The sequence below is a fragment of the Mycobacterium sp. genome (assembly GCF_052145595.1).
Classification (GTDB): domain Bacteria; phylum Actinomycetota; class Actinomycetes; order Mycobacteriales; family Mycobacteriaceae; genus Mycobacterium.
On the sequence record NZ_JBKQOI010000298.1, the window covers coordinates 1 to 23,021 of the forward strand.

Sequence of the window (23,021 nt, forward strand, 5' to 3'; positions counted from 1 at the left end):
TGCATCCCGGGGCCGAACAGCCACGATCCTTGGCGTACAACACAATTCGCTGAGCGGGCGAGGCGAGTCGCTTGGTGTGATACAGCGCCAGGGCCTTGCCTTTGTCGAAGATGGCCAGGTATTGGCGGGCATGCCGGGCCAGGCGGATGACGTCGCTCATCGGCAGGATGCTGCCGCCGCCGGTCAGGCCGCACCCGGCGGCCGCTTCCAGCTCACCGAGCGTAGTGGTGACGATGATGGAGGCCGGCAGCCCGTTGTGCTGGCCCAGCTTTCCCGATGCCAGCAGCGCGCGCAGCGCGGCCAGCAGGGCGTCGTGGTTGCGTTGGGCGGTGCTGCGGGTGTCATGCTCGATGGCCTCTTCGGAAGGCGGGCCGTCTACACACGGGGTGTCGTCGAGCGGATTGCACATGCCCGGCGCGGCCAGCTTGGCCAAGACCGCCTCCAAGGTGGCGCGGGCCTCGGGGGTCAACCAGCCGCGTAGCGCGGACATGCCGTCATCTTCTTGTTTACCCAGCGTCACCCCGCGCCGTCGCGCCCGGTCCTCATCGCTGTAAATCCCGTCCGGATTGATGCAGTCGGCCAGCCGGTCGGCCAGACCGGCCAGTTGTTCGGGGCGAAACTGCGATCCCACCCGCGCCAGTTGCGCTTCGGCGCGTTCCCGGGTCGTGGCATCCACCCAGCCCGGCAGTTGGTGGTAAAACTTGCGGATCGCCGCGACCTGGCCTTCTCCCAGCTTCCCGGCTCGCTGCGCGGCGGCGCTGGCGGCCAATAGCGGCGGCAACGGCTCACCGGTCAGTCCCCGTCGCGGCCCCAGATCGGCGGCCTCGCGGATGCGCCGGGAAGCCTCGGCGCGGCTGGTCAGTGTCCACTCCGCGATCGCATGCGACAGTTTGCCGCCCAGCTCTTCTGGCGTCGCTTGGCGGGCAACGGAATTGATCAGCGGATGCTCTACCGCCGGTAGCCGCCGGCGCAGCCGTTCACAGCGCTCCAGCAACGCCAGCTGCTCCCGAGTGGCCAGCGCGTCGAAATTAAACCCGGCCACCCCGTCGAACGCGGCGTCCAGCGCATCAAAAGCCGCCGACAACTCCTCTCGATCAACGACCCCGCTGCCACTCATACCGCCAAACTAACCGAGCCCACCGACAAAAAACCGCCGTGCAGAAAGTGCAGGTAAGTAAGCGATTTCAGTGCACTGGTTGCGGCAGGCGGGCACGGCCGCGCGGCGCGCGACAGACCTGCCGAACGAGGTCCCGCGTCTTGTCGGTCCGCGGTCCTAGACTCGCGGTGCCTTGATAGCCACGCAATTTCGGAAGGAGCTCGCCGGCATGCGATTCCTGCACACCGCCGACTGGCAACTCGGCATGACTCGGCACTTTCTCGCCGGCGACGCCCAGCCACGGTATTCGGCCGCCCGCCGGGACGCGGTGGCCGGTCTGGGGATGCTCGCGGCGGAGGTAGGCGCCGAGTTCGTCGTGGTCGGCGGCGATGTCTTCGAACACAATCAGCTCTCCCCGCAGGTGATCGGGCAGTCCTTGGAAGCTATGCGCGCCATCGGAATTCCGGTCTACTTGCTGCCGGGCAACCACGACCCACTCGATGCGTCGTCGGTCTACACCAGCGCGCTGTTCACCGCGGAACGTCCCGACAACGTCGTGGTGCTCGATCGGGCCGGCGTCCATCAGGTTCGGCCCGGGCTGGAGATCGTCGCCGCGCCCTGGCGGTCCAAGGCCCCGACCACCGACCTGGTCGCCGAAGTCCTCGAAGGCCTGTCCCCGGCCCAGGTCACCCGGATCCTCGTCGCCCACGGCGGTGTCGACGTGCTGGACCCCGATCGCGACAAACCGTCGCTTATCCGGCTCGCCGAGCTCGACGACGCGCTGGCCCGCGGCGCGCTGCACTATGTGGCACTGGGGGACAAGCATTCGCTGACGCAGGTCGGCGGCAGCGGTCGCGTCTGGTACTCGGGCTCACCGGAAGTCACCAACTTCGACGACGTCGAATCCAACCCCGGTCATGTCCTGATGGTCGACATCGACGAAAGCGACCCGCGCCGCGCCGTCACGGTGGAATCCCGGCACGTCGGCCACTGGCGGTTTGTCACGATGCACCGTCAGGTCGACACCAGCCGCGACGTCGCTGACCTCGACATGAACCTGGACCTGATGACCGAGAAGGACCGAACAGTGGTGCGGTTGGCACTGACCGGTTCGTTGACGGTCACCGATCGGGCCGCGCTGGACGCCTGCCTGGACAAGTACGCACGGTTGTTCGGCTGGCTGGGCCTCTGGGAACGCCACACGGACCTGGCGGTTGTACCCGCTGACGGCGAGTTCACCGATCTCGGTATCGGCGGGTTCGCCGCCGCGGCCGTCGAGGAGCTGGTGGCGACGGCACGCGAAGCGGACGCCGAATCCGCCGTAGACGCGCAGGCGGCGCTGGCACTGTTGCTGCGGCTCGCCGATCGGGGCGCCGCATGAAGCTGCACCGGTTGGTCCTGGCGAACTACCGCGGCATCGCGCACCGGGAAATCGAGTTCCCCGACCACGGTGTGGTGGTGGTATGCGGCGCCAACGAAATTGGTAAGTCGTCGATGATCGAGGCGCTGGACCTGCTGCTGGAATCCAGGGATCGCTCGACGAAAAAAGAGGTCAAGCAGGTCAAGCCGACCAACAGCGACGTCGGCTCCGAGGTCAGTGCCGAAATCAGCTGTGGCGCTTATCGTTTCGTCTACCGCAAGCGGTTTCACAAGAAGTGCGAAACGGAGTTGACGGTGCTGACGCCGCGCCGCGAACAGCTGACCGGTGACGACGCCCACGAACGGGTCCAGGCGATGCTGGCCGAGACGGTGGACAACGACCTGTGGCACGCCCAGCGGGTGCTGCAGGCCACGTCGACCGCCGCGGTGGACCTTTCCGGTTGTGACGCCCTGTCCCGCGCGCTCGATGTGGCGGCCGGTGACGACGCGGCATCGGGTACCGAGCCGTTGCTCATCGACCGGATCGACGCCGAGTATGGACGTTATTTCACCCCGACCGGACGTCCCACCGGGGAGTGGTCCGGCGCGATCTCCCGGCTGACCGACGCCGAGGCCGCGGTCACGGAATGCGCGGCGGCGGTCGCCGAGGTCGACGACCGGGTATGTCGCCACGCCGTCCTGACCGAGCGGGTGGCCGAGTTGTCGCAGCAGCGAATCATCGCCGGTCCCCGGCTCGTCGCCGCGGAGGCCGCCGCCCACCGGATCACCGAACTCACCAACCAAGCGCACGAGGCCAAGTTGGTCGGCGCCGCGGCGGCTGCGACCAGCGCCGCGGCCACCGGGGCCCACAGCGGGCGCTCGCGGTTGCTGGCCGAAATCGACACTCGCACAGCTGCGGTCGCCGCCGCCGCGGCCGAGGCGCACCAAGCCGCCGACGCGCAGGCGACGGCGCACGCCGACGCCGAGGCCTCGGCCACCGCGGTCGAGGAAGCCGCCGCGGCCCTGGCAGACCTGCAACGCCGCGCCGAATCCGCCCGGCGCACCGTCGACCAACTCGCTGCCCGCGAGGAGGCCGACCGGTTGAGCGCCCGGCTGGCCAAGATCGCCGCCATCGAACGGGACCGCGACCGGCTCTGCGCAGAGCTTGCAGAACCTCCAGTAGTAGCCGTCACCGAGGAGTCGCTGCGGGATATCGAGAACGCCGCGGCTTGCGTCGATCGCATCGGCGGCCAGTTGGCGTTGATGTCTGCGGCAGTGGAATTCACCGCCGCGGCCGACATCGAACTCGCCGTCGGCGACCAACAGGTGTCGCTGTCGGCAGGCCAAAGCTGGTCGATCACGGCGACCGGCGCCACCACGGTCGAAATCCCGGGTGTCCTGACCGCGCGGGTCACTCCCGGCGCGACCGCACTCGATATCCAAGCCAAATATGCCACAGCACAAGACGAACTGGCTGCGGCGTTGAAGGCCGCTGATGTGGTTGACCTCGCGGCGGCACGATGCGCATACCAGCGCCGCCGCGAACTGCAGGGCACCCGCGACCAGCTGACCGCCACCGTGGCCGGTCTGTGCGGCGATGAACAGATCGATGAACTGCGCTCGAGGCTGGCGCAGTTCCGCGCCGGTCAGCCGGCCGAGCCGGACCTCGTCGCGATGGACATCACCGCCGCCCGCGCCCAACTCGATGCGGCAGAGGCCGCTCGCGTGGCCGCGCAGGGCGAATGCGAGGCTCGCCGCCGGACCGCGGCCGCCGCCGACGGCACGCTCGCCGAGTTGTCTACCCGGGCAACGGTTTTGCAGAATACGCTGGAGACTCAACGAAGCGAGCTGCAGGCGGCCACCGACCGGCTGGCCCAGGAGCGGATGTCGGTTAGCGATGAGGACCTCGCGTCGGCGGCGGACGCCGCGATGCAACAGGCGAACACCGCGGAACGGCGGGTCACAGAACTGGCCGACGAGCTGGCGGCCGCGGAACCCGACGCGGTGGCAGCCGAATTGGCCGATGCCACCGAAGCGGCCGAGTCGCTACACGAACGCTACGAAGATGCTGCCCGGGCGTTGCGCGAGATCGGCATCGAACTTTCGGTCTTCGGCAGCGAGGGTCGCCAAGGCAAGCTCGACGCCGCGGAGACCGAACGTGAGCATGCGGCCAGCCAGCACAACCGGGTCGGTGGCCGGGCCCGGGCCGCGCGGCTGCTGCGTTCGGTGATGTCGCGCCACCGCGACACCACCAGGCAGCGTTACGTGGAGCCCTACCGCACGGAATTGCAACGGCTCGGCCGCCCGGTATTCGGGCCCTCTTTCGAGGTCGACATCGACAGCGACCTGTGTGTGCGCAGCCGCACCCTGGACGGCGTCACGGTGCCATACGAATCCTTGTCGGGCGGGGCCAAAGAGCAACTCGGCATCCTGGCACGGCTGGCCGGCGCCGCCCTGGTGGCCAAGGAGGACACCGTTCCGGTGGTCGTCGACGACGCGCTGGGGTTCACCGATCCGGATCGGCTGGCCAAAATGGGGGAGGTGTTCGATGCGGTGGGCGCTCACGGACAGGTGATCGTGCTGACGTGCAGTCCCGACCGCTACGACGGCGTCAAGGGCGCGCACCGCATCGATCTCAACGTTTAGCACTCGCGGTTATCCCACGCGTTCTACACTCCCCGAAAACGGGAGCACTATGGACGTTCACTGCGACTACATCGTTGTGGGTACCGGCTCAGCGGGTGCGGTCATGGCGAATCGCCTCAGCGCCGATCCTGCCACCTCGGTGGTTGCGCTGGAGGCCGGACCGCGCGACACGGACAGATTCATCCCCATCCCAGCCGGTTTCCCCAAGCTGTTCCGCAGCGAGATCGACTGGGATTACCTGACCGAACCGCAGCCAGAACTCGGTGGTCGCGAAATCTATTGGCCGCGGGGCAAAGTGCTCGGCGGTTCATCGTCGATGAACGCGATGATGTGGGTGCGCGGATTCGCGGCCGACTACGACGAGTGGGCCGTACGAGCCGGCCCGCACTGGTCTTACGCCGAGGCGCTCGGATACTTCCGTCGCATCGAGAACGTCACCGCCGCATGGCACTTTGTCAGCGGCGACGACAGCGGAGTGACCGGGCCGCTGCACATCTCCCGTCAGCGCAGCCCGCGGCCCTCGACCGCGGCCTGGCTGGCCGCGACACGCGAGTGCAGATTCCCTTCTGCGCGACCGAATTCCGCTGCACCGGAGGGCTTCTGCGAGACCGTCGTCACCCAGCGCCGGGGCACGCGGTTCAGCGCGGCCGACGCCTACCTGAAGCCGGCAATGCGTCGCAAGAACCTCACCGTGCTCACCGAGGCGACCGCCACCCGAGTCCTCATCGCCGGACCCCGGGCGGTCGGCGTGGAATACCAGCACGACGGTCAGCAGTGCGTCGCTTACGCCCGTCGCGAAGTGGTCCTCTGCGGCGGTGCTGTCAACAGTCCCCAGCTGTTGATGCTGTCCGGTATCGGCGATCGCGATCACCTCGCCGAGCACGGCATCGACGCCGTCTACCACTCACCCGAGGTTGGGCAGAACCTGCTCGACCACCTGGTCGCACCGCTGGGTTTCGACGTGGACGGCGGCAGCCTGTTCGCCTGCCAAAAGCCGAAAGAGTTGATCGACTACCTGCTGCGGCGCCGTGGCATGCTCACCTCCAACGTCGGCGAGGCGTACGGATTCGTCCGCAGCCGACCCGAGCTGGACCTACCCGACCTGGAGCTGATCTTCGGACCGGCGCCCTTCTACGACGAGGCACTCGTCGAGCCGCAGGGACACGGAGTTGTGTTCGGGCCCATCCTGGTCGCGCCGGAAAGCCGCGGCCAGATCACGCTGCGGTCCGCCGACCCGCACGACAAGCCGGTCATCGACCCGCGTTACCTGTCCGATCCCGCCGGACTGGACCGTGCCGCGATGATGGAAGGGCTGCGGATATGCGCCCGGATCGCCGAGGCGCCTCCACTAAAAGGCCTGCTCGGCCCCATCGCGCGACCGCGCGACGCCACCGAGCTGAACGAAACCACCCTCGAGTTGGCGCTCAGCACCTGCTCGCACACCCTGTATCACCCGTTGGGCACCTGCCGGATGGGCAGCGACGACGCCAGCGTGGTGAATCCCGAGCTGCGGGTCCGCGGGGTCGACGGACTGCGGGTGGCCGACGCCTCGGTGATGCCGAGCACCGTTCGCGGGCATACCCACGCGCCGTCGGTGCTGATCGGGGAGAAGGCCGCCGACCTGATCCGGGCCGACGCGGGCTGAGCCAGGGATGAGCGCGGCCGCTTCGGCAGAATGAAGCCGTGGCGGGCCGCAGCGGTGCTGCCCGGCTTGGTGCGCCGGGTGGCGACCTCCGGGATCAGCTTCTTATGAATCCAATTGCCATGTAATCAATGTCGGCCAGCCCCGGCGCGCCGTAGTTAGCGAGATCGCTTCGTACCGCGACGTCACCGGGTGACTGGAACAGCGGCAGGTTGAAACCTTCCTGCCAGATCATCGTGTCCACCTGGTTGGCGAGTGCGCGGGCTTTGGCCTGGTCCAGTTCGGACAGCGTCTCATCGATCTTGGCGTCGATTGTGGGGTTGCCGATCTTGCCGAAGTTGCTGTCACCGTCGGAGGTGTATATCTGAGGCAGCGCAGACAGCGGGAATGCGTTACCCACCCACCCGAATTGAGTGATGTCGAAGTCGCCGACGCCCACGTACTGGCTGAAGAATCCCGTGCCCGGTTTAGGGTCGAGCACCAGCTTGACACCGATCTGTGCCAGGTTGTGCTGGGCGACCATGGCGATCTGCCGGCCGGATTGCGCATCGAAGAACACGTCACGAATGACCAGCTGCTTGCCGTCCTTCTCCCGCACCGTTCCGTTGAGCTTCCAGCCCAGCGCGTCCAAGTCTCTGCGGGCCTGGCCGGGGTCGTAAGCGGCTGGTGCGCTGTTGTTTTCGTAGCCCACCTGGCCTGCAACGTAGATGTGGTTGTTCAGCGGCGCCGGATGGTCGGTCAGGCCGTGCTGGGCGACGTTGACGATGGCCTGGCGGTCGATGCCTCTGCAGATCGCCAGCCGCAGCCGCTCGTCAGCCATGATGGATCCGGGTGCGCCGTTGAAGGTGAAGTGGTACCAGGTGGGGGCCGACGCGCTCCGGATCACGATTCCGGGGGTGCGCTGGGCGGTGACCATATCGTCGAGCGCGCCCACGCCGGCAGCATCGATCGCGTTGTTTTGCAGGGCGGGAATGACGGCGGCCGCGTCGAGCACAAGGAATGTGATCGAGTCCAGCCGCGGCCTGGCGCCCCACCAGTGGGGATTGCGGGTCAGCACAATGCGCTGCGCGGTCCTGTCAATCTTGGACACCATGAACGGTCCAGCCGACGGGCCGGGGGCGTTGAGCTGGCCCTTGTTGAAGACATCGGGGTTCGTCGTCATGCTGCGGGGTTGCATCCCGCCGGCGAACATGGCTCGCCATTCGGCGTACGGCTCGGTGAAGGTGATCACCGCCTGGCGATCGTCAACGCCCTTGGTCACCGTCTTCACGCGTTCGAACCCGGCTCTGCTGGCGATCAAGTACCGTTTGTCGCGGCCGCTGCAGGCGTCGACCTCCGCCTTGAGGTCTTCCCAGGTCAGCGGGGTGCCGTCGCTCCATACTGCTTTCGGATTGATGGTGTAGGTGACGACCTGGGGGTTGGTACCGGTCAGCTCGGCGCCGGTGAAGTAGTCGGTGTTGAGCTTCAGCGTCCCGTCGGCGTGGGTGATGAACGCCCCCGGCAGTATCGGCGTGACGATCGCACCGACGTCGGCCGTGTTGCCGTCAATGTTCAATTCGTTGAAGTTGTCCGGAAATGATGTCAGCGGGAGCCGCAGGTTGCCGCCGTCGCGCAGCGTCGCCGGGTCCCGTGGGTTGATGTCGCTGGTGGTGCCGACCCGCGCCGCGCGCGCCTCCGGGAGGTCCTGATACCCGTTTGAGCAGCCAGTAACGACCAAAATAGCCACCAGCGCCAGCAGCGCAAGCCTGCGGACTATCGGCGGGTGCGTCACCCGAACGATGTTAACCGCCGGCGACATCGGAGTGCGCCCGCGGGACGGCGGCCAGCAATCGCTGCGTGTATTCGTGCTGTGGGTTGATGAACAACCGGTCGCCGTCGCCCTGCTCCACGATCTTTCCCCGGTACATTACCGCCACCCGGTGCGCGAGGTGTTTGACCACCGAAAGATCGTGCGACACAAACAGATAGGACAACCCGTATCGCGCCTGCAGGTCCAGCAACAGATTGATGATGCCCGCCTGAATCGACACGTCGAGCGCCGACACCGGCTCGTCGAGCGCGAGAATCTTCGGCTGCAGCGCCAGCGCTCGCGCAATACCAATCCGCTGCTTCTGCCCACCGGAGAACGCGGCGGGATAGCGGCTGGCATCGGCGTGGTCCAGCCCCACGATCGTCAGTAGCTCGGCGACCCGTTCTTCGCACCGACGCCTGTCGAACCCGTTGGCCACCAACGGTTCAGCGATGACGTCAAACACGGGGAAGCGGGGGTCCAGTGACGCCACCGGGTCCTGAAATACCACCTGCAGTTCGGTCCGTAGTTTACGACGGCCGGCTGCGTCGAGGGTCGCGACATCGGCGCCGAGAATCTCAATGGAACCGGCCTGGGGTCTGCTGAGCTCGAGAATCTGGCTCAGCGTAGTCGATTTGCCCGATCCGGATTCGCCGACGATGCCCAGGGTGCGGCCCTGTTCCAGGGTGAAGCTGACTCCGTCGACAGCCCGCACCTCACCCACCTGCCTGCGCAACAACGCCCCCTTGGTGAGTGGGTAGGTCTTGGAAAGGTCGGTGACCCGCAGCACCAGCGGGGGTTGGGCCGCGACGCTATCGATTGCCGCCGGTTGCGTTGACACGCCGAAGATTTCGGCCGCACTGCGCCCCGCGACGTCGTCGGTGCGGATGCACGCCGCCCAGTGGCCGTCCCGGATGGGAACGAGATCGGGTTCCGCCGAACGACATTCGTCGATGACCAGCGGACAGCGGGGCGCGAACGGACAGGCACCGGGCGACTGCGACGACATCGTCGGCGGCGCGCCGGGGATCGGAATCAGCCGGGTGCCCTGTGGGGCGTCCAGTCGTGGCACCGAACCCAGCAGCCCGACCGTGTAGGGCATCCGGCGGTCGCGGTAAAGATCTTCAACCGTGGCGATCTCGACCCCACGTCCGGCGTACATGACCATTGCCCGGTCGGCGAACTCCGACACCACACCCAGGTCGTGGGTGATGATCAGCACGCCGGCGCCGGTGACGTCTCGCGCGGTTCTGAGCACGTCGAGGATTTGGGCCTGCACAGTGACGTCCAGCGCGGTGGTCGGTTCGTCACAGATCAGCAGGTCCGGATCATTGGCGATCGCGATCGCGATCACCACCCGCTGGCGCTCCCCGCCGGAGAGCTCGTGCGGGAAGGCCTTTGCCCGGCGGTCCGGCTGCGCGATGCCGACCAGCTCGAGCAGCTCGACGGCCCGCTTGCGGGCGTCCGCTCGGCGGATGTCGCGGTTGTGCACCTCGATGGCTTCGGCTATCTGGTCGCCGATGGTGTAGACGGGAGTCAGCGCCGACATGGGATCTTGAAACACGGTGCCGATCGCCCTGCCGCGGATCCGTGACATCGCCTGGTCGGACAGCCCGAGCAATTCCTCGCCGTGCAACCGCACCGATCCCGACACGCTGGCGTATTCGGGCAGCAATCCGACCACGGCCATCGCGGCAGTGCTTTTGCCCGAACCGGATTCCCCGACGATGGCGACCACTTCGCCCGGATCGATGTGGTAGGTCGTGCCGCGCACCGCGGGCACGAAAACGTCGCCGGTCTCGAAGGTGACATCGAGATCCGTCACCTCTAGCAGGGCTGTCACTTTGGTCGCTTCTTGCGGCGTGATGGCCGACTGCCGGGGTCCAGCGCGTCCCGCAGGCCGTCGCCGGCGAGGTTGGCGCACAACACTATCAGTATCAGCGCCCCAGCCGGGAACAGAAAAACCCACGGGAAGGTGGTGGCCGAAGGAGTGCCGTCCGCGATCAGTGTGCCCAGCGACACGTCGGGTGGCTGAACACCGAATCCCAAGAAGCTCAAACCGGTTTCGGCGAGGATCGCGAATCCCACGTTGAGCGTGGCGTCGATGATGAGGATGGAGGCGACGTTCGGCACGATGTGATGGACGATGACGCGGCGGCTCGACACGCCCATATACTTCGCCGCACGGACGAATTCGCGTTCTCGCAGGCTCATCGTCAGGCCGCGCACCATTCGCGAGCTGACCATCCAGCCGAACGCCGCGAGCAGCACGATGAGCCACAGAATGCTGTTGGACTGCTTGGTGCGCGGAGTGACGATGGCGATGAGGAGGAAACTCGGCACCACCAGCAGCAGGTCCACCAACCACATCAGCGCTCGGTCCCGCCAGCCACCGAAGTAACCGGCGATCGAACCGACGGTGGCGGCGATAGTTGTCGAGATCAGTGCCACACAGAAACCGATCAGCATCGACTTCTGCATGCCGGACAGGGTCCGGGCCAGGAGGTCCTGGCCGAGTGCGTTGGTGCCGAACCAGTGTTCGCCTGACGGTGGCTGCAACAGCGCGTTGATGTCCAGATCGGTGTAGCCGTAAGGGAGTAGCGGCGGCAGCGCATAGCAGCCGATGAACCCCAGCGCCAGCAGAATCAACGCCACCACCGCTGGCCTGTTGCGGATGAATCGGCGGACCACCAGGGTCCGCCGCGACGTGAAGGCGGCCGGGTTGACGCCGGCCCGGACCGGCGTGGTCTCCGGGGTGGCCTGTCGGGTCATGACACCCGCACCCTGGGGTCCAGCGCCGCATATATGACGTCGGACAACAGGCCGGCGAGAAGAACCGCGGCCCCGGAAAACATCGTGATCGCGGCGACGACGTTGGTGTCCTGAGTCGAAATACCCAACACCACCCATTCGCCCATGCCGTGCCAGCCGAAAATCTTCTCGACGAAGACCGCGCCGACCACCAGACCGCTGACCCCGTAGGCGAACAGTGTGGCCAGTGGAATCAGCGCGGTGCGCAGGCCGTGTTTGAACAGCGCACGCCGGCGAGTCAGGCCCTTGGCACGGGCGGTCCGGATGAAATCCTCGCTCAACACGTCCAGCATCGCGTTGCGCTGGTAGCGGCTGAAGCTCGCGATTGCGCCCAAGGCCAGCGTGAGACTCGGCAAAACGATGTGCTGCACGCGTTCGACGAGCTGGTCCCAAAATCCGTTGGGTGGAATCGGTGAGGTCTCACCGGTGTATTGGAAGATTCCCACCCCGGTGAACGTGTTCACCCGCAGCGCGCCCAGGATGAGCAGGCTCGCCAGGACGAATGACGGAATGCTCAGGATGATCAACGACAGCACGGTGATCACGCGGTCGCTCAGCCGATACTGACGGATCGCTCCCCACGCTCCCACGATGACGCCGATCACTGTGCCCAGCACCGAACCGATCACCACCAGCCGCAGGCTGACCCCGATCCGACGCCACAGCTCCTGCGAGACGGGGTGACCGGTCACCGTCGCGCCGAAGTCACCGCGGACAGCCCCGGAAATCCATTTCGTGTACCGGATGGGGATGGGTTTGTCCAAGCCAAGCTGAACCTCTTTGGCGTGGATGGCCTCCGGGGGCGGCGCCGGGTGGCGCTGGATAAAACTGTCCAGCGGATGAAACGTCACGGATGTCAGGCAGAAGGTCAAGAAGGACGCCAGCACCAGCAGCACGACGTAATTGAGGAACCGGCGCGCAAGGAAGCGGATCATGCCCGACTGCCCCGCCCGTGCCGCATTGGGACAGGTTAGCGAGCCGGGCGCGAGCAAGCCTGATAGCCGACCGCATCCTTCTTGTGATCCGGCTGATTTTCATGCGTGAATTGGGGGTGGCCCCTTGTTAACATCCACCGCGGCACCGACCGATCCAGCAAATTTCAGGCCGCGATACCCGAGGGAGACTTGCGTGACGGTTACCGATGACTACCTGGTCAACAACGCCGCATACGCGAGTAACTTCAAGGGTCCACTGCCGCTGCCGCCGAGCAAACACGTCGCGGTTGTCGCGTGCATGGATGCCCGGCTCGACGTCTATCGCATCCTCGGTCTCAACGAGGGGGAAGCCCACGTCATCCGGAATGCCGGCGGAGTCGTCACCGACGACGCCATCCGCTCGCTGGCCATCAGCCAACGGTTGTTGGGGACCCAGGAGATCATCCTGATTCACCACACCGACTGCGGGATGCTGACGTTCACCGACGACGACTTCAAGCGCTCCATCCAGGAGGAGACCGGGGTCAAACCGCCGTGGTCGGCCGAGGCCTTCCCGGACCTGGCCGAGGACGTCCGGCAGTCGCTGCGCCGGATCGAAAACAGCCCGTTCGTCACCAAGCACGTGTCGCTGCGCGGATTCGTCTTCGACGTTGCCAGCGGCAAGCTCGAGGAAGTCACGCTGGCCGGGCAATAGGCATCAGCCGATCTTGTAAGTCGCGAGGGCCTTGGCGACCAGCCTGCCATCCGGGTCGACGATCTCGGCCTCGCAGTTGACCAGCGACCGGCCGCGCCGCAGCACCCGGCCCACCCCGAGCACGTCGGTGGCCCGAGCCGGCGCCATGAAGTCCAGCGCCATCGATACCGTCACGCCCCGCAGTTCCGGGGGCGCTTCCGCGCCGCACCACGCCGCCGCCATCACGGTCAAATCGGCGAGGGTGGCGATGGCGCCGCCATGGACCATGTCGCCGACGGTGACGTTGGAGGGGTCCCACGGCAGCCGCAGCCTGACTTCGTCCTCGCCCAGTTGATCTGCAACGATCCCCAGCTTCGCGACAAACGGCGATTGGGGGAGGAACTCCGCGATCACGTCGCGGCCGCTACGCGGCTCAGGTGCGGTTGGCATCCGCCCATGCTGTCGCACCGCCAAGCCCGGCGAAAGGGCCGCCGGCGCTCCTGGCCTGATGCGTCCGTTGTTTGGCAGCCGCGCCACCCAATCATTGACACCGGCGAAATCGGCTGGTTCCATAGATGACAATAACTGTAAATATGGTAAGTCCTACCAGATTTATCGAGAATCGGCCAAGGAAGCCATGAGCAGCGTTGTGAAGGCCGGCCCGGCCGCGGGGCAGTACGAATTGAGCCATCTGCGCTCGCTGGAGGCAGAGGCGATCCACATCATCCGGGAGGTGGCCGCGGAGTTCGAGCGGCCGGTGCTGTTGTTCTCGGGTGGCAAGGACTCTATCGTCATGCTGCACCTGGCGCTCAAGGCATTCCGACCCGGGCGGCTGCCGTTTCCGGTGATGCATGTCGACACCGGGCACAACTTCGACGAGGTGATCGCCACCCGCGACGAGCTGGTCGCCGAGGCCGGGGTGCGCTTGATCGTGGCGTCGGTGCAGGAAGACATCGACGCCGGCCGCGTCGTCGAGACCATCCCGTCGCGGAATCCGATACAGACCGTGACGCTGTTGCGCGCCATCCGGGAGAACGGGTTCGACGCGGCATTCGGTGGAGCGCGGCGTGACGAAGAGAAGGCGCGCGCCAAGGAGCGGGTATTCAGCTTCCGCGACGAGTTCGGCCAGTGGGACCCGAAGGTCCAGCGGCCCGAGCTGTGGAACCTCTACAACGGTCGCCACCACAAGGGTGAGCACATCCGGGTCTTCCCGCTGTCCAACTGGACCGAATTCGATGTCTGGTCCTACATCGGCGCGGAGAAGATCAAGTTGCCGCCGATCTATTTCGCGCACCGGCGCAAGGTGTTCAGCCGTGATGGCATGTTACTGGCGGTCCACCGGCACCTGCAGCCGCGCGCCGACGAGCCGGTGTTCGAGGCGACAGTGCGCTTCCGCACCGTCGGGGACGTCACCTGTACCGGATGTGTGGAGTCAGAGGCCGGCACCGTGTCGGAGGTCATCGCCGAGACCGCGGTGTCGCGGTTGACCGAGCGGGGCGCGACCAGGGCCGACGACCGGATCTCGGAGGCCGGGATGGAAGACCGCAAACGGCAGGGCTACTTCTGATGGCCGCACCAACAACGCTGTTGCGCATCGCAACTGCCGGCTCGGTCGACGACGGCAAGTCCACGCTGATCGGGCGTCTGCTCTACGACTCCAAGGCCGTGATGGAAGACCAGTGGGCGTCGGTGGAGCGGACGTCTAAAGAGCGCGGCCACGAGTACACCGACCTGGCGCTGGTGACCGACGGCCTGCGTGCCGAACGCGAACAGGGCATCACCATCGACGTCGCGTACCGCTACTTTGCCACTCCCAAGCGGAAATTCATCATCGCCGACACGCCGGGACACATCCAGTACACCCGCAATATGGTGACCGGCGCGTCGACCGCGCAGTTGGTGATCGTGCTCGTCGACGCGCGGCACGGTCTGCTCGAGCAGTCACGCCGGCACACCTTCCTGGCGTCGCTGTTGGGCATCCAGCACATCGTGCTCGCGGTGAACAAGATGGACCTGATCGGCTGGGACAGAGAGAAATTCGAATCGATCCGGGACGACTTCTATGCCTTCGCCGCACGGCTGGATGTGCAAGACGTCGCCACGATCCCGATGTCTGCGCTGCACGGCGACAACGTGGTGACCAAGTCGGACAAGGCGCCGTGGTATGAGGGACCGTCGTTGCTCTCGCATCTCGAGGAGGTCTACATCGCGGGTGACCGCAACCTGGTCGACGTGCGGTTCCCGGTCCAATACGTCATCCGCCCGCACACCCACGAGCATCAAGACCACCGCAGCTACGCGGGAACAGTGGCCAGCGGGGTGATGCGTCCGGGCGACGAAGTGGTCGTGCTGCCGATCGGCAAGACCACCCTGATCACCGCGATCGACGGGCCGAACGGTCCTGTGGAAGAGGCATTTCCGCCGATGGCCGTCTCGGTGAGCCTCGCCGACGAGATCGATATCTCGCGCGGCGATCTGATCGCGCGCACCAACAACCAGCCCAGGGTCGCCAAGGAGTTCGACGCGACCGTGTGCTGGATGGCTGACGATGCGGCACTGGAGCCCGGCCGCGACTACGTCATCAAGCACACCACCAAGACCACGCGCGCGCGGGTGACCGCGCTGGACTACCGGCTCGATGTCAACACCCTGCATCGCGACAAGACCGCAACGGCGTTGAAGCTCAACGAACTTGGGCGGATATCGCTGCGCACCCAGGTTCCGCTGCTGCTCGACGAGTACACGCGCAACGCCAGCACCGGCTCGTTCATCCTCATCGACCCGGACACCAACGGAACCGTGGCGGCCGGCATGGTGCTGCGGGATGTCTCGGCGCAGGCGGCAAGCCCCAACGCCGTGCGGCACAAGTCGTTGGTTACCGCCACCGATAGGGCAGCTCGCGGCAGAACGGTGTGGCTCACCGGCCTGTCGGGTGCCGGCAAGTCGTCGGTGGCCATGCTGGTCGAGCAGAAACTGCTCGAAATGGGCCTTCCCGCTTATGTTCTCGACGGCGACAACTTACGGCACGGTCTGAATGCCGACCTGGGCTTCAGCATGGCCGATCGAGCGGAGAATCTGCGGCGGCTGGCGCATGTGGCGACGCTGCTCGCGGATTCCGGCCAAGTCGTGCTGGTGCCGGCGATCAGCCCGCTGGCCGAGCACCGCGAGATGGCCCGTAAAGTGCACGCCGACGCCGGCTTTGACTTTTTCGAGGTGTTCTGCGACACCCCGCTCCGGGAATGCGAGCGGCGTGATCCCAAGGGGCTGTACGCCAAAGCGCGCGCGGGTGAGATCACGCATTTCACCGGGATCGACAGCCCGTATCAGCGGCCAAAGAATCCGGATTTGCGGCTCACCCCGGAGCGTACCGTTGAGGAGCAGGCGCTGGAGATAATCGACCTGCTCGAGTCGCGGTCGTAGCACAAGATCCCGCATCGTCGTCGGGCTCGGCCTGATTGCCCCACTCCTCCTCGGTCCGCTGCGCGGACCGCATCGTCGTCGGGCTCGGCCTGATTGCCCCACTCCTCCTCGGTCCGCTGCGCGGACCGCATCGTCGTCGGGGCGAGTGGCACAATCCTCAGCGTGCGCATGTCAGCCAAGGCGGAGTACGCGGTGCGGGCGATGGTCCAGCTCGCCACGGCAACCAGTGGCACGCTGGTCAAGACCGAAGACCTAGCTCAAGCCCAGGGCATCCCGCCGCAATTTCTCGTCGACATCCTGACCAACCTGCGCACCGACCGCCTGGTGCGAAGCCACCGCGGTCGCGAAGGTGGCTATGAACTGGCCCGTCCGGGAAACGAGATCAGCATTGCCGACGTGCTGCGCTGCATCGACGGACCGCTGGCCAGCGTCCGCGACATCGGACTCGGTGACCTGCCGTATTCCGGGCCAACCGCGCCACTGTCGGATGTCTGGCGGGCGCTGCGGGCCAGTATGCGATCGGTGCTGGAAGAGACGACGTTGGCAGACGTCGCGACGGGTGCCCTGCCCAAGCACGTCGCGCAGCTCGCCGATGAATATCGCGATCAGGAGCGCAAACGGCACGGCTCAACGCGCGGCGGCAACTAACTGCCTGAGCCGTAGGGCCGGGTCAGGATCTCCATGGCATGCCCGGAGGGATCCGGAAAGTACACACCGCGCCCGCCGTCGTTGTGGTTGATCTCTCCGGGCCGGTCTTGACGGGGGTCCGCCCAGTGCTGCAAACCACGCGATTTGATCTTGCCGTAGATGGCATCGAAGTCGTCTTCGGAAACGAGAAATGCATAGTGCTGTCGCCGGATTTCCTCGCCCTCGGGGACGTCCGCGTAATCGAGACTGGCGCCGTGCGCGAGTGCGACGATCATGAAGCGGCCGAACGGTGTCGGGTCGGGCAGGCCGAACAGCTCGGCGAGAAACTCCGCGGACTCCCGCTTGTCGCGCGAGGCGACAATGGTGTGGTTGAAACTGATGGTCATAGTTCCTCTTTACCCTTCACGCGAGCGTGCGTGTCTGCACATCGACACGCCGTGAAAGCTGTCAGTTTGCGCACCCTCGTGAACACTCTGAACATCCGGGCCCAAGCCCCTACTTGGGCGCCGTGAGCTCCAGGGCGATGTTGTCGGGGTCGCGGAACTCCAGGATGTATGACGGCCCAATGTCTTTGACCGGCTCGTGCTGGACACCCAGTTCGGCGAGATGGGCCGCTGCGGCGTCCAATTCGGCCTTGCTGCTGAGCCGGAACGCGATGTGGTCAAGACCGACGCGATCCTCGTCGAAGCGGTCCGTGGCGACCGGCCGCAGCCCGATCAGCGTGCCGCCTAGGTCGTAGATGACACCGCCGAACAGGAAGCCGAATTGCTTGCGGGTTGCTTCGTCGGCATTCTCGGGGACCTCCAGCAGCACCGGCCAACCGAACACGCTTTCGTAGAACTGACGGGATCGCTCGATGTCGGTGACGGTCAGGCGGACGTGCGCGATAGAAGTACTGGTGAAACCCACCTGGCCCATGCTGCCATTCCACGGGCCAGATGTAGACGGCGTGCCAGAATCGCCGTCGTGCAGATAGCAATGACCATGCCGGTGATGGAGCCGGACTTGACTGCGACGGTTTTACAGAACTGGGCGCGCGCGATCGACGAGGGCCCGTTCTCGTCGCTGTGCTGGGGCGAGCGCATCGCATTCGAAAACCCGGACAACCTGACGCTGCTCGGCGCGCTGGCCGCCTGGACCAGTCGGGTCCGGCTGCTGACGACGGTGATCGTGCCGCAGCTGCACGACCCGGTCATGCTGGCCAAGGCGCTGGCGACCGGAGACGTGCTGTGCGGCGGCCGGCTGAGCGTGGGCATCGGCGTGGGCGGCAGGCACGAGGACTACCACGCCGTGGGCGCCGACCCGGCGACGCAGACTATGCGCGGCATGGCCGAACGCGTGGCGGTGATGAAACGGGTCTGGGCCGGCGAGAAGATCACCGAGTCGGTGCTGCCGGTCGGTCCGGCACCGGTCCAGCGCGGTGGTCCGCCGCTGTTCGTCGGCAGTATCGGGCCCAAGACCATCCGCAACGCCGCGGCCTGGGCCGACGGGCTGGCCGGCACCACCCTGGACCTCGACGTCGTCAAGCAGAATGAGTTGTTCGACGTGGCGCGGGAGGCGTGGGCGCAGGCCGGCAAGCCCAAACCCCACCTGGTGACGTCGTTCTGGTTCGCGTTCGGCTCGCCCGAGCAGGCCCGCGCCCAGGTACACCGTCATCTGCGGCGTTATATGAACTGGATACCGGCCGAATACGTCGACGCGATGGCGCCGATGACCGGCTGGGCCGGCAGCGAAGACGAGTTGCTGGCCGTACTGCGGAAGTTCGAAGGGATCGGCACCGACGAGGTTCAGCTCATCCCGACGAGTTCGGACCTCGACCAGCTTCGGCGCGCGGCCGAGGTGGTGGGGAAGCTTTAGGGCGCGCTCACCCTCGGACGCGGACTGCTGGGGTCCTTCACTGTGATACTGGCGGCGTGCCTTTCATCGAACGCGTCGCGTCCCGCGAGATCTATCGGAACCCGTGGCTGGTGGTCCGCGAGGACGACATCCGCCGCCCGGACGGCAGCCTCGGCATCTATTCCGTGGTAGACAAGCCGACGTATGCGCTGGTGATGCCGTACGACGGGCAGCGTTTCCGCTTGGTCGAGCAGTTCCGGTATCCCCTCGGCGCGCGGCGCTGGGAGTTTCCGCAGGGCAGCCCTCCGGGTCTGGCGGACGCCGAACCGTCCGCGCTGGCCGAACGTGAGCTGCGCGAGGAAACAGGACTGCTCGCGACGTCGTTCGAGCCCCTCGGCCTGCTCGATGTCGCTGCTGGAATGACCAGTCAGCGTGGGTGGGTGTTCTTGGCCACCGGAATTACCGAGGGAGACGCGGATCGTGAGCACGAGGAACAGGACATGCAAAGTGCGTGGTTCTCGCGTGAAGACGTCGAGGAGATGATTCGCTCGGGAGTGATCGTCGACGCGCAGTCGATCGCCGCCTACGGCCTGTTCCTGTTGCACCGACGATGAATGCGGTGGATCTTGGGGCCGGCGTTAGCCGAATCCGTTCCATCCACAGGCGAAGTCGTGCGCGCGCTCGGCTTGGGCGACAATGACACCATGCCACGCCAGTCCTTTGACGATGCCAACGCGTTCCATCGGATCATGCGCACCTTCGCGGCCACGAAGATGGGCGCGGCGCTTCTCCGTCCGACGGCACACCACCTCGACCAGGTCATCAGCAAGATCACCGGCGGCCGGAGCAGCTTCGCTGGGATCGCAACGGGCGTTCCCGCGGTCATGCTCACCACCACGGGAGCCAAATCGGGGGAGCCCCGCACCGTCGCGGTCTACGGAATCCCGCACCCCGACGGCTTGGGGCTCATCGCGTCCAACTTCGGCGGCGCGAAGCACCCGGCCTGGTACCACAACCTGAAGGCCAACCCAGAAGCGACGGTAACCGTCGGGCGCGATACCTGGCCCGCCACAGCGCGACTCGCCACACCCCGCGAGCGCGACGAGATCTGGGCGAAAGGTGTCGAGATCTACCCCGGCTGGAGGAAGTACGAAGTGCGGGCCGGCAAACGCCACATCGAGGCGTTCGTCCTCACCCGAGTTTGAGGTCCACCGGATGCCCAGGTGCGTGCCCGGAACATGTTGCGGCACTTGCGGCTTCACGCCGTAGCGGTCAATTGCAGTCCCTACCCGTTCACCCGGGTTTGGTTTGACTGACTTGTGACACCGTTGGGACGCGCGGGGCAGATGGTGGCGCGAGTGTCGGTTGGGATGGTGTGGGGAAGTACTTGCGGGTAGCGTTTCTGCTGTCCGAGCAAACGAACAAGGAGGGCTCAATGGCGGGCAAGTTCGAAATCAGCAAAGACAAGGCCGGCAAGTATCGGTTCCACCTCAAGGCCGCCAACGGCGAGATCATCGCCGCGAGCCAGGGGTACGAGACCAGGGCGAATGCCGAGAAGGGCATCGAGTCGGTGAAGAAGCACGCTCCCGATGCAAAGGTCGAAGACCTGAGCGACAAGTAGCCCGCCGACAAATCGCGCCGTACCGCTGTTCGGACCCGCAGGAGATTCGACGGCGAACTCACGACATGGTCGTCGCGGCGCGCTGCCGTGCGATGACGGCTTGGTCGGCGTCCTAAGTGGGCGCCGGTGTTACGTCCGGGGAATGGCCCAACGCCCCACTCACCGACGCCATAGCACACCTCGACCCGCAGGACACGACGTACGGATCACCGGGCGCTAGGCCCACGGGCAGCACGCCGTCCTCGACGCCGGGTTCACCGACGCCATCGATGACGACGAGTGAGACTCATCGGCGAACCACTTAACCTCAACCGGAAGCCTGTTCTGTTCACGCCGCCGACACCACCGGGATCGTTACACCCGTGCGCGCCGAGGCCACGCACCTGACCGTGCTCGATCGGGCATCAGCCCAGCGCTGGCCTTACCTCGTAAAGTCCAGGTTGATCTCCGAATTCAATTCCCTTGTGAAGTTCTCCACGCACTCGTTGATCAGCGACTCAAACGAGCCGGGATCGCCATAGATGCTCGGATGGAAGGTCACTGAACCGACCCAGTGAGCGTGTACGTTGCCTTCCTCATCGCGCCTCACGGTCACGGTGGTCGAACTCATTTAGCTGTCCCTTTCATTCGGTCGGTTTGGGCAGTAGCCCCTCCACTTAATAACTGGCTTCGCACATTGCTCCCGCAGCAAGGGGAGAGTAGCGCAGCCGGTGCCAGATCAGCCCGCCGCGCCAAGATCCGGCGACCGTCCGCGCCATTCGGCCGATTATTGCGCCACCGATCGCCATTGAGAGGGCCTCAGCCGTCCGCGGGATGCCGACGCTTGGGGCCGGAACATGCTGCTTCACTTGCGGCTTCAGGCCACAGAGGTCCATTGCGGTCCATACCCGTCCACAGGGGTTTGGCCGGTGAGTTTTTGAAGACTTGTGACAACGTCGTGTCACGCTCAGACTGACTGATATGCGCGACCGCGAGACGATCGACTCAGAATTGCGGCTCATCGCTCTTGGGCGTCGATCGGTTCGTGAGCAGGGCGGTCAGCCGTCGTGCGGACAGGCCGACGAACTGCTCGACGAGCGCCTAGGCCACCGCGCGGGGACGTCCAAAACCGACGCGGTTGAAGCGTGTGACACCGAGGTTGTCGCAGACACCTGGCCGCGGCGCGATGAAACCGACGACATCACGTCTCACGGGCGTAGGGGTGTGCTGCGCCGCTTCGGCCCCTTTGCGGCGTTGCCGCTGTCTCTGGTGGCCCTCGCCACCGCGGTAGTGGTGATGTTCGCGGTCCACGAACCAGACCCAGCGGCGCAGCCGGCGGCAGTCCCGCCGCCGTCGAGTGCGCCAGCTAACCCGGCTCCGCCCAAAGCACAAGCTCCGCCGGTTGACATCGTCGACAGGGCGTTCATCGACGGGTTGAAACAGGTTGGCGTGCCAGTTCCCAGCCGCGAATACGTGACGTCCCAGGGGCACGCCGTCTGCGATTTCCTAGCGCACCAATCCAACTTCGCAGACGCCGTAGGCTTCGTGCAGCGATCGTCGATATGGGACGCCAATCAAAGCGCCGACTTCGCCGCTGGTGCCATCGTCTCGTACTGCCCCCAGTACGAACCTGCAAGCTCGGACGACATGTCGCCGGCCTTCCAGAATGCTCTCTCTAATCTGCAAGCCATCCAAGGCGATCTGCAAGGCATCCAAGGCAATCTGCAGGGCATCCGAGATGATCTGCAAGCCATCCCGGGCCACCCGTGATCCGGGTCATCGGCACCACACCGGTTTGAGTACCGCCACCAGCGCGTTTACGCGCTCAGATCGCCGCCAGCGGGTACACCAGAGGCAATAGTGTATGGCGGTGTTCCCGCTCGCCGGGAAGGTGCCCGCGATCGCGGGCGGCCGTGGAAAGCCCTCTGCTATTGGTGGCCGAGTCTAACGCCGGGTATTTCCTCCCTCGCCCGGCCATCCCATTTCAACCCGCGGCGCCTCGTGGGGTTGCGGACCCGATCTAGGTTTGCAGGACACGCAAATCGCTGCTTTCGTCGGGTGCTACGGCGATCCGGTTTCCCAATGCAGGTCCTGTGCAAACCCCAGGTATCGGTTGCCCCTTATCGCGATACGATTCGAATCTGCGCGTGACCGATGCTGGCCAGGCGATTCCGGGTCACTCTGATGCATCGGTCATGACGTGGTCGGAGGTGTCCCATGTCGTTCGTGATCGCGGCGCCGGAGCTGGTGACAGCCGCGGCAGCAGATCTGGCGAATATCGGGTCGACACGCACCGCGGCCAATGCCGCCGCGGCGACCCCGACGACGGGGGTGCTGGTCGCGGCTGAGGATGAGGTGTCGGCGGCGGTTGCGGCGGTGTTCTCCGCCCATGGTCGGGGCTTTCAGGCACTCGGTGCGCAGGCGGCGGCGTTTCATGACCAGTTTGTGCAGGCGTTGACCGCCGGTGCGGGCTCCTATGCCAGCGCGGAGGCTGCCAATGTTGCGGCGTTTGCGGCAAATCCGGCGCAGACGGTACAGCAGGATCTGCTCGGCGTGATCAATGCGC

Annotated in this window: 21 protein-coding genes and 1 pseudogene; 13 read left to right on the forward strand and 9 right to left on the reverse strand. The window is 65.9% G+C overall.

Annotated features, from left to right (window positions below):
* The coding region (locus ACLP4W_RS25365; protein WP_442390145.1) for a 13E12 repeat family protein at positions 1 to 1,117 on the reverse strand (1,117 nt) is incomplete at its 3' end.
* Between the two features lie 208 nt (positions 1,118 to 1,325).
* Here ACLP4W_RS25365 and ACLP4W_RS25370 point away from each other — a divergent pair.
* From ACLP4W_RS25370 to ACLP4W_RS25380, 3 genes are read left to right on the forward strand one after another with little or no spacing between them, the layout of a single operon-like run.
* A complete protein-coding gene (locus ACLP4W_RS25370; RefSeq protein ID WP_442390146.1) occupies positions 1,326 to 2,477 on the forward strand; it encodes a metallophosphoesterase family protein in 1,152 nt (383 codons plus the stop codon).
* Entirely contained in the window at positions 2,474 to 5,101 is a 2,628-nt protein-coding gene (locus ACLP4W_RS25375) for an AAA family ATPase (protein ID WP_442390147.1), read from the forward strand. Before ACLP4W_RS25370 ends, ACLP4W_RS25375 begins: the two co-directional genes overlap by 4 nt.
* A gap of 49 nt (positions 5,102 to 5,150) precedes the next feature.
* Positions 5,151 to 6,746: a GMC family oxidoreductase gene (locus tag ACLP4W_RS25380; protein WP_442390148.1), complete on the forward strand. Its 1,596-nt coding sequence runs from the start codon at positions 5,151 to 5,153 to the stop codon at positions 6,744 to 6,746.
* A gap of 94 nt (positions 6,747 to 6,840) precedes the next feature.
* On the opposite strand, the gene ACLP4W_RS25385 is transcribed toward ACLP4W_RS25380, so the two are convergent.
* The 4 genes from ACLP4W_RS25385 to ACLP4W_RS25400 are packed head-to-tail and all read right to left on the reverse strand — an operon-like array spanning position 6,841 to position 12,278.
* A complete protein-coding gene (locus tag ACLP4W_RS25385; protein ID WP_442390149.1) occupies positions 6,841 to 8,541 on the reverse strand; it encodes an ABC transporter family substrate-binding protein in 1,701 nt (566 codons plus the stop codon).
* Positions 8,525 to 10,375 carry a dipeptide ABC transporter ATP-binding protein gene (locus ACLP4W_RS25390; protein ID WP_442390150.1) on the reverse strand — a complete coding sequence of 617 codons (1,851 nt, stop codon included), beginning with the start codon at positions 10,373 to 10,375 and terminating at the stop codon, positions 8,525 to 8,527. The genes ACLP4W_RS25385 and ACLP4W_RS25390 overlap by 17 nt, the downstream gene beginning before the upstream one ends.
* The gene (locus tag ACLP4W_RS25395; RefSeq protein WP_442390151.1) at positions 10,372 to 11,304 is read right to left on the reverse strand and encodes an ABC transporter permease; all 933 of its coding nucleotides are present in this window, start codon (positions 11,302 to 11,304) and stop codon (positions 10,372 to 10,374) included. The genes ACLP4W_RS25390 and ACLP4W_RS25395 overlap by 4 nt, the downstream gene beginning before the upstream one ends.
* On the reverse strand, positions 11,301 to 12,278 hold the full coding sequence (locus ACLP4W_RS25400) for an ABC transporter permease (RefSeq protein ID WP_442390152.1): 978 nt from the start codon (positions 12,276 to 12,278) through the stop codon (positions 11,301 to 11,303). Before ACLP4W_RS25400 ends, ACLP4W_RS25395 begins: the two co-directional genes overlap by 4 nt.
* Positions 12,279 to 12,471: 193 nt before the next feature.
* Between ACLP4W_RS25400 and ACLP4W_RS25405 the strand changes: the two genes are divergently transcribed.
* Positions 12,472 to 12,972 carry a beta-class carbonic anhydrase gene (locus tag ACLP4W_RS25405; RefSeq protein ID WP_442390153.1) on the forward strand — a complete coding sequence of 167 codons (501 nt, stop codon included), beginning with the start codon at positions 12,472 to 12,474 and terminating at the stop codon, positions 12,970 to 12,972.
* A gap of 3 nt (positions 12,973 to 12,975) precedes the next feature.
* On the opposite strand, the gene ACLP4W_RS25410 is transcribed toward ACLP4W_RS25405, so the two are convergent.
* Positions 12,976 to 13,365, reverse strand: coding sequence for a PaaI family thioesterase (locus ACLP4W_RS25410; protein ID WP_442390163.1), 390 nt, complete (start codon positions 13,363 to 13,365; stop codon positions 12,976 to 12,978).
* Positions 13,366 to 13,526: 161 nt separating this feature from the next.
* Here ACLP4W_RS25410 and cysD point away from each other — a divergent pair.
* From cysD to ACLP4W_RS25425, 3 genes and pseudogenes are all read left to right on the forward strand, one after another.
* Positions 13,527 to 14,518, forward strand: a pseudogene (gene cysD, locus ACLP4W_RS25415) (sulfate adenylyltransferase subunit CysD).
* Complete coding sequence (gene cysC / locus ACLP4W_RS25420; RefSeq protein ID WP_442390154.1) at positions 14,518 to 16,371, forward strand: adenylyl-sulfate kinase; 1,854 nt, start codon at positions 14,518 to 14,520, stop codon at positions 16,369 to 16,371. The pseudogene cysD and the gene cysC overlap by 1 nt, the downstream one beginning before the upstream one ends.
* Before the next feature lie 162 nt (positions 16,372 to 16,533).
* Positions 16,534 to 17,019, forward strand: coding sequence for an Rrf2 family transcriptional regulator (locus tag ACLP4W_RS25425; protein ID WP_442390155.1), 486 nt, complete (start codon positions 16,534 to 16,536; stop codon positions 17,017 to 17,019).
* Here the strand turns inward: ACLP4W_RS25425 and ACLP4W_RS25430 are convergent.
* Both ACLP4W_RS25430 and ACLP4W_RS25435 read right to left on the reverse strand, forming a co-directional pair.
* Positions 17,016 to 17,405 carry a VOC family protein gene (locus tag ACLP4W_RS25430; protein ID WP_442390156.1) on the reverse strand — a complete coding sequence of 130 codons (390 nt, stop codon included), beginning with the start codon at positions 17,403 to 17,405 and terminating at the stop codon, positions 17,016 to 17,018. The genes ACLP4W_RS25425 and ACLP4W_RS25430 overlap by 4 nt on opposite strands.
* A 109-nt stretch (positions 17,406 to 17,514) precedes the next feature.
* On the reverse strand, positions 17,515 to 17,928 hold the full coding sequence (locus ACLP4W_RS25435; protein WP_442390164.1) for a VOC family protein: 414 nt from the start codon (positions 17,926 to 17,928) through the stop codon (positions 17,515 to 17,517).
* Between the two features lie 69 nt (positions 17,929 to 17,997).
* Here ACLP4W_RS25435 and ACLP4W_RS25440 point away from each other — a divergent pair, with 69 nt between their 5' ends.
* The 4 genes from ACLP4W_RS25440 to ACLP4W_RS25455 all read left to right on the forward strand — a co-directional run bounded on the left by ACLP4W_RS25440 (position 17,998) and on the right by ACLP4W_RS25455 (position 20,476).
* A complete protein-coding gene (locus tag ACLP4W_RS25440) occupies positions 17,998 to 18,876 on the forward strand; it encodes an LLM class flavin-dependent oxidoreductase (protein WP_442390165.1) in 879 nt (292 codons plus the stop codon).
* Between the two features lie 56 nt (positions 18,877 to 18,932).
* Positions 18,933 to 19,469 (forward strand): NUDIX domain-containing protein, encoded by a 537-nt coding sequence (locus tag ACLP4W_RS25445; protein ID WP_442390157.1) that lies wholly within the window; start codon positions 18,933 to 18,935, stop codon positions 19,467 to 19,469.
* A gap of 90 nt (positions 19,470 to 19,559) precedes the next feature.
* Positions 19,560 to 20,060 carry a nitroreductase family deazaflavin-dependent oxidoreductase gene (locus ACLP4W_RS25450; protein WP_442390158.1) on the forward strand — a complete coding sequence of 167 codons (501 nt, stop codon included), beginning with the start codon at positions 19,560 to 19,562 and terminating at the stop codon, positions 20,058 to 20,060.
* Between the two features lie 230 nt (positions 20,061 to 20,290).
* Positions 20,291 to 20,476, forward strand: coding sequence for a YegP family protein (locus ACLP4W_RS25455; RefSeq protein WP_442390159.1), 186 nt, complete (start codon positions 20,291 to 20,293; stop codon positions 20,474 to 20,476).
* A gap of 421 nt (positions 20,477 to 20,897) precedes the next feature.
* Here ACLP4W_RS25455 and ACLP4W_RS25460 read toward each other — a convergent pair whose 3' ends face one another.
* Positions 20,898 to 21,086 carry a hypothetical protein gene (locus tag ACLP4W_RS25460; protein WP_442390160.1) on the reverse strand — a complete coding sequence of 63 codons (189 nt, stop codon included), beginning with the start codon at positions 21,084 to 21,086 and terminating at the stop codon, positions 20,898 to 20,900.
* A 350-nt stretch (positions 21,087 to 21,436) separates the two neighbouring features.
* Between ACLP4W_RS25460 and ACLP4W_RS25465 the strand changes: the two genes are divergently transcribed.
* Both ACLP4W_RS25465 and ACLP4W_RS25470 read left to right on the forward strand, forming a co-directional pair.
* Entirely contained in the window at positions 21,437 to 22,225 is a 789-nt protein-coding gene (locus tag ACLP4W_RS25465; RefSeq protein WP_442390161.1) for a DUF732 domain-containing protein, read from the forward strand.
* Positions 22,226 to 22,672: 447 nt separating this feature from the next.
* On the forward strand, positions 22,673 to 23,021 hold a 349-nt coding region (locus ACLP4W_RS25470; protein WP_442390162.1), incomplete at its 3' end, for a PE family protein.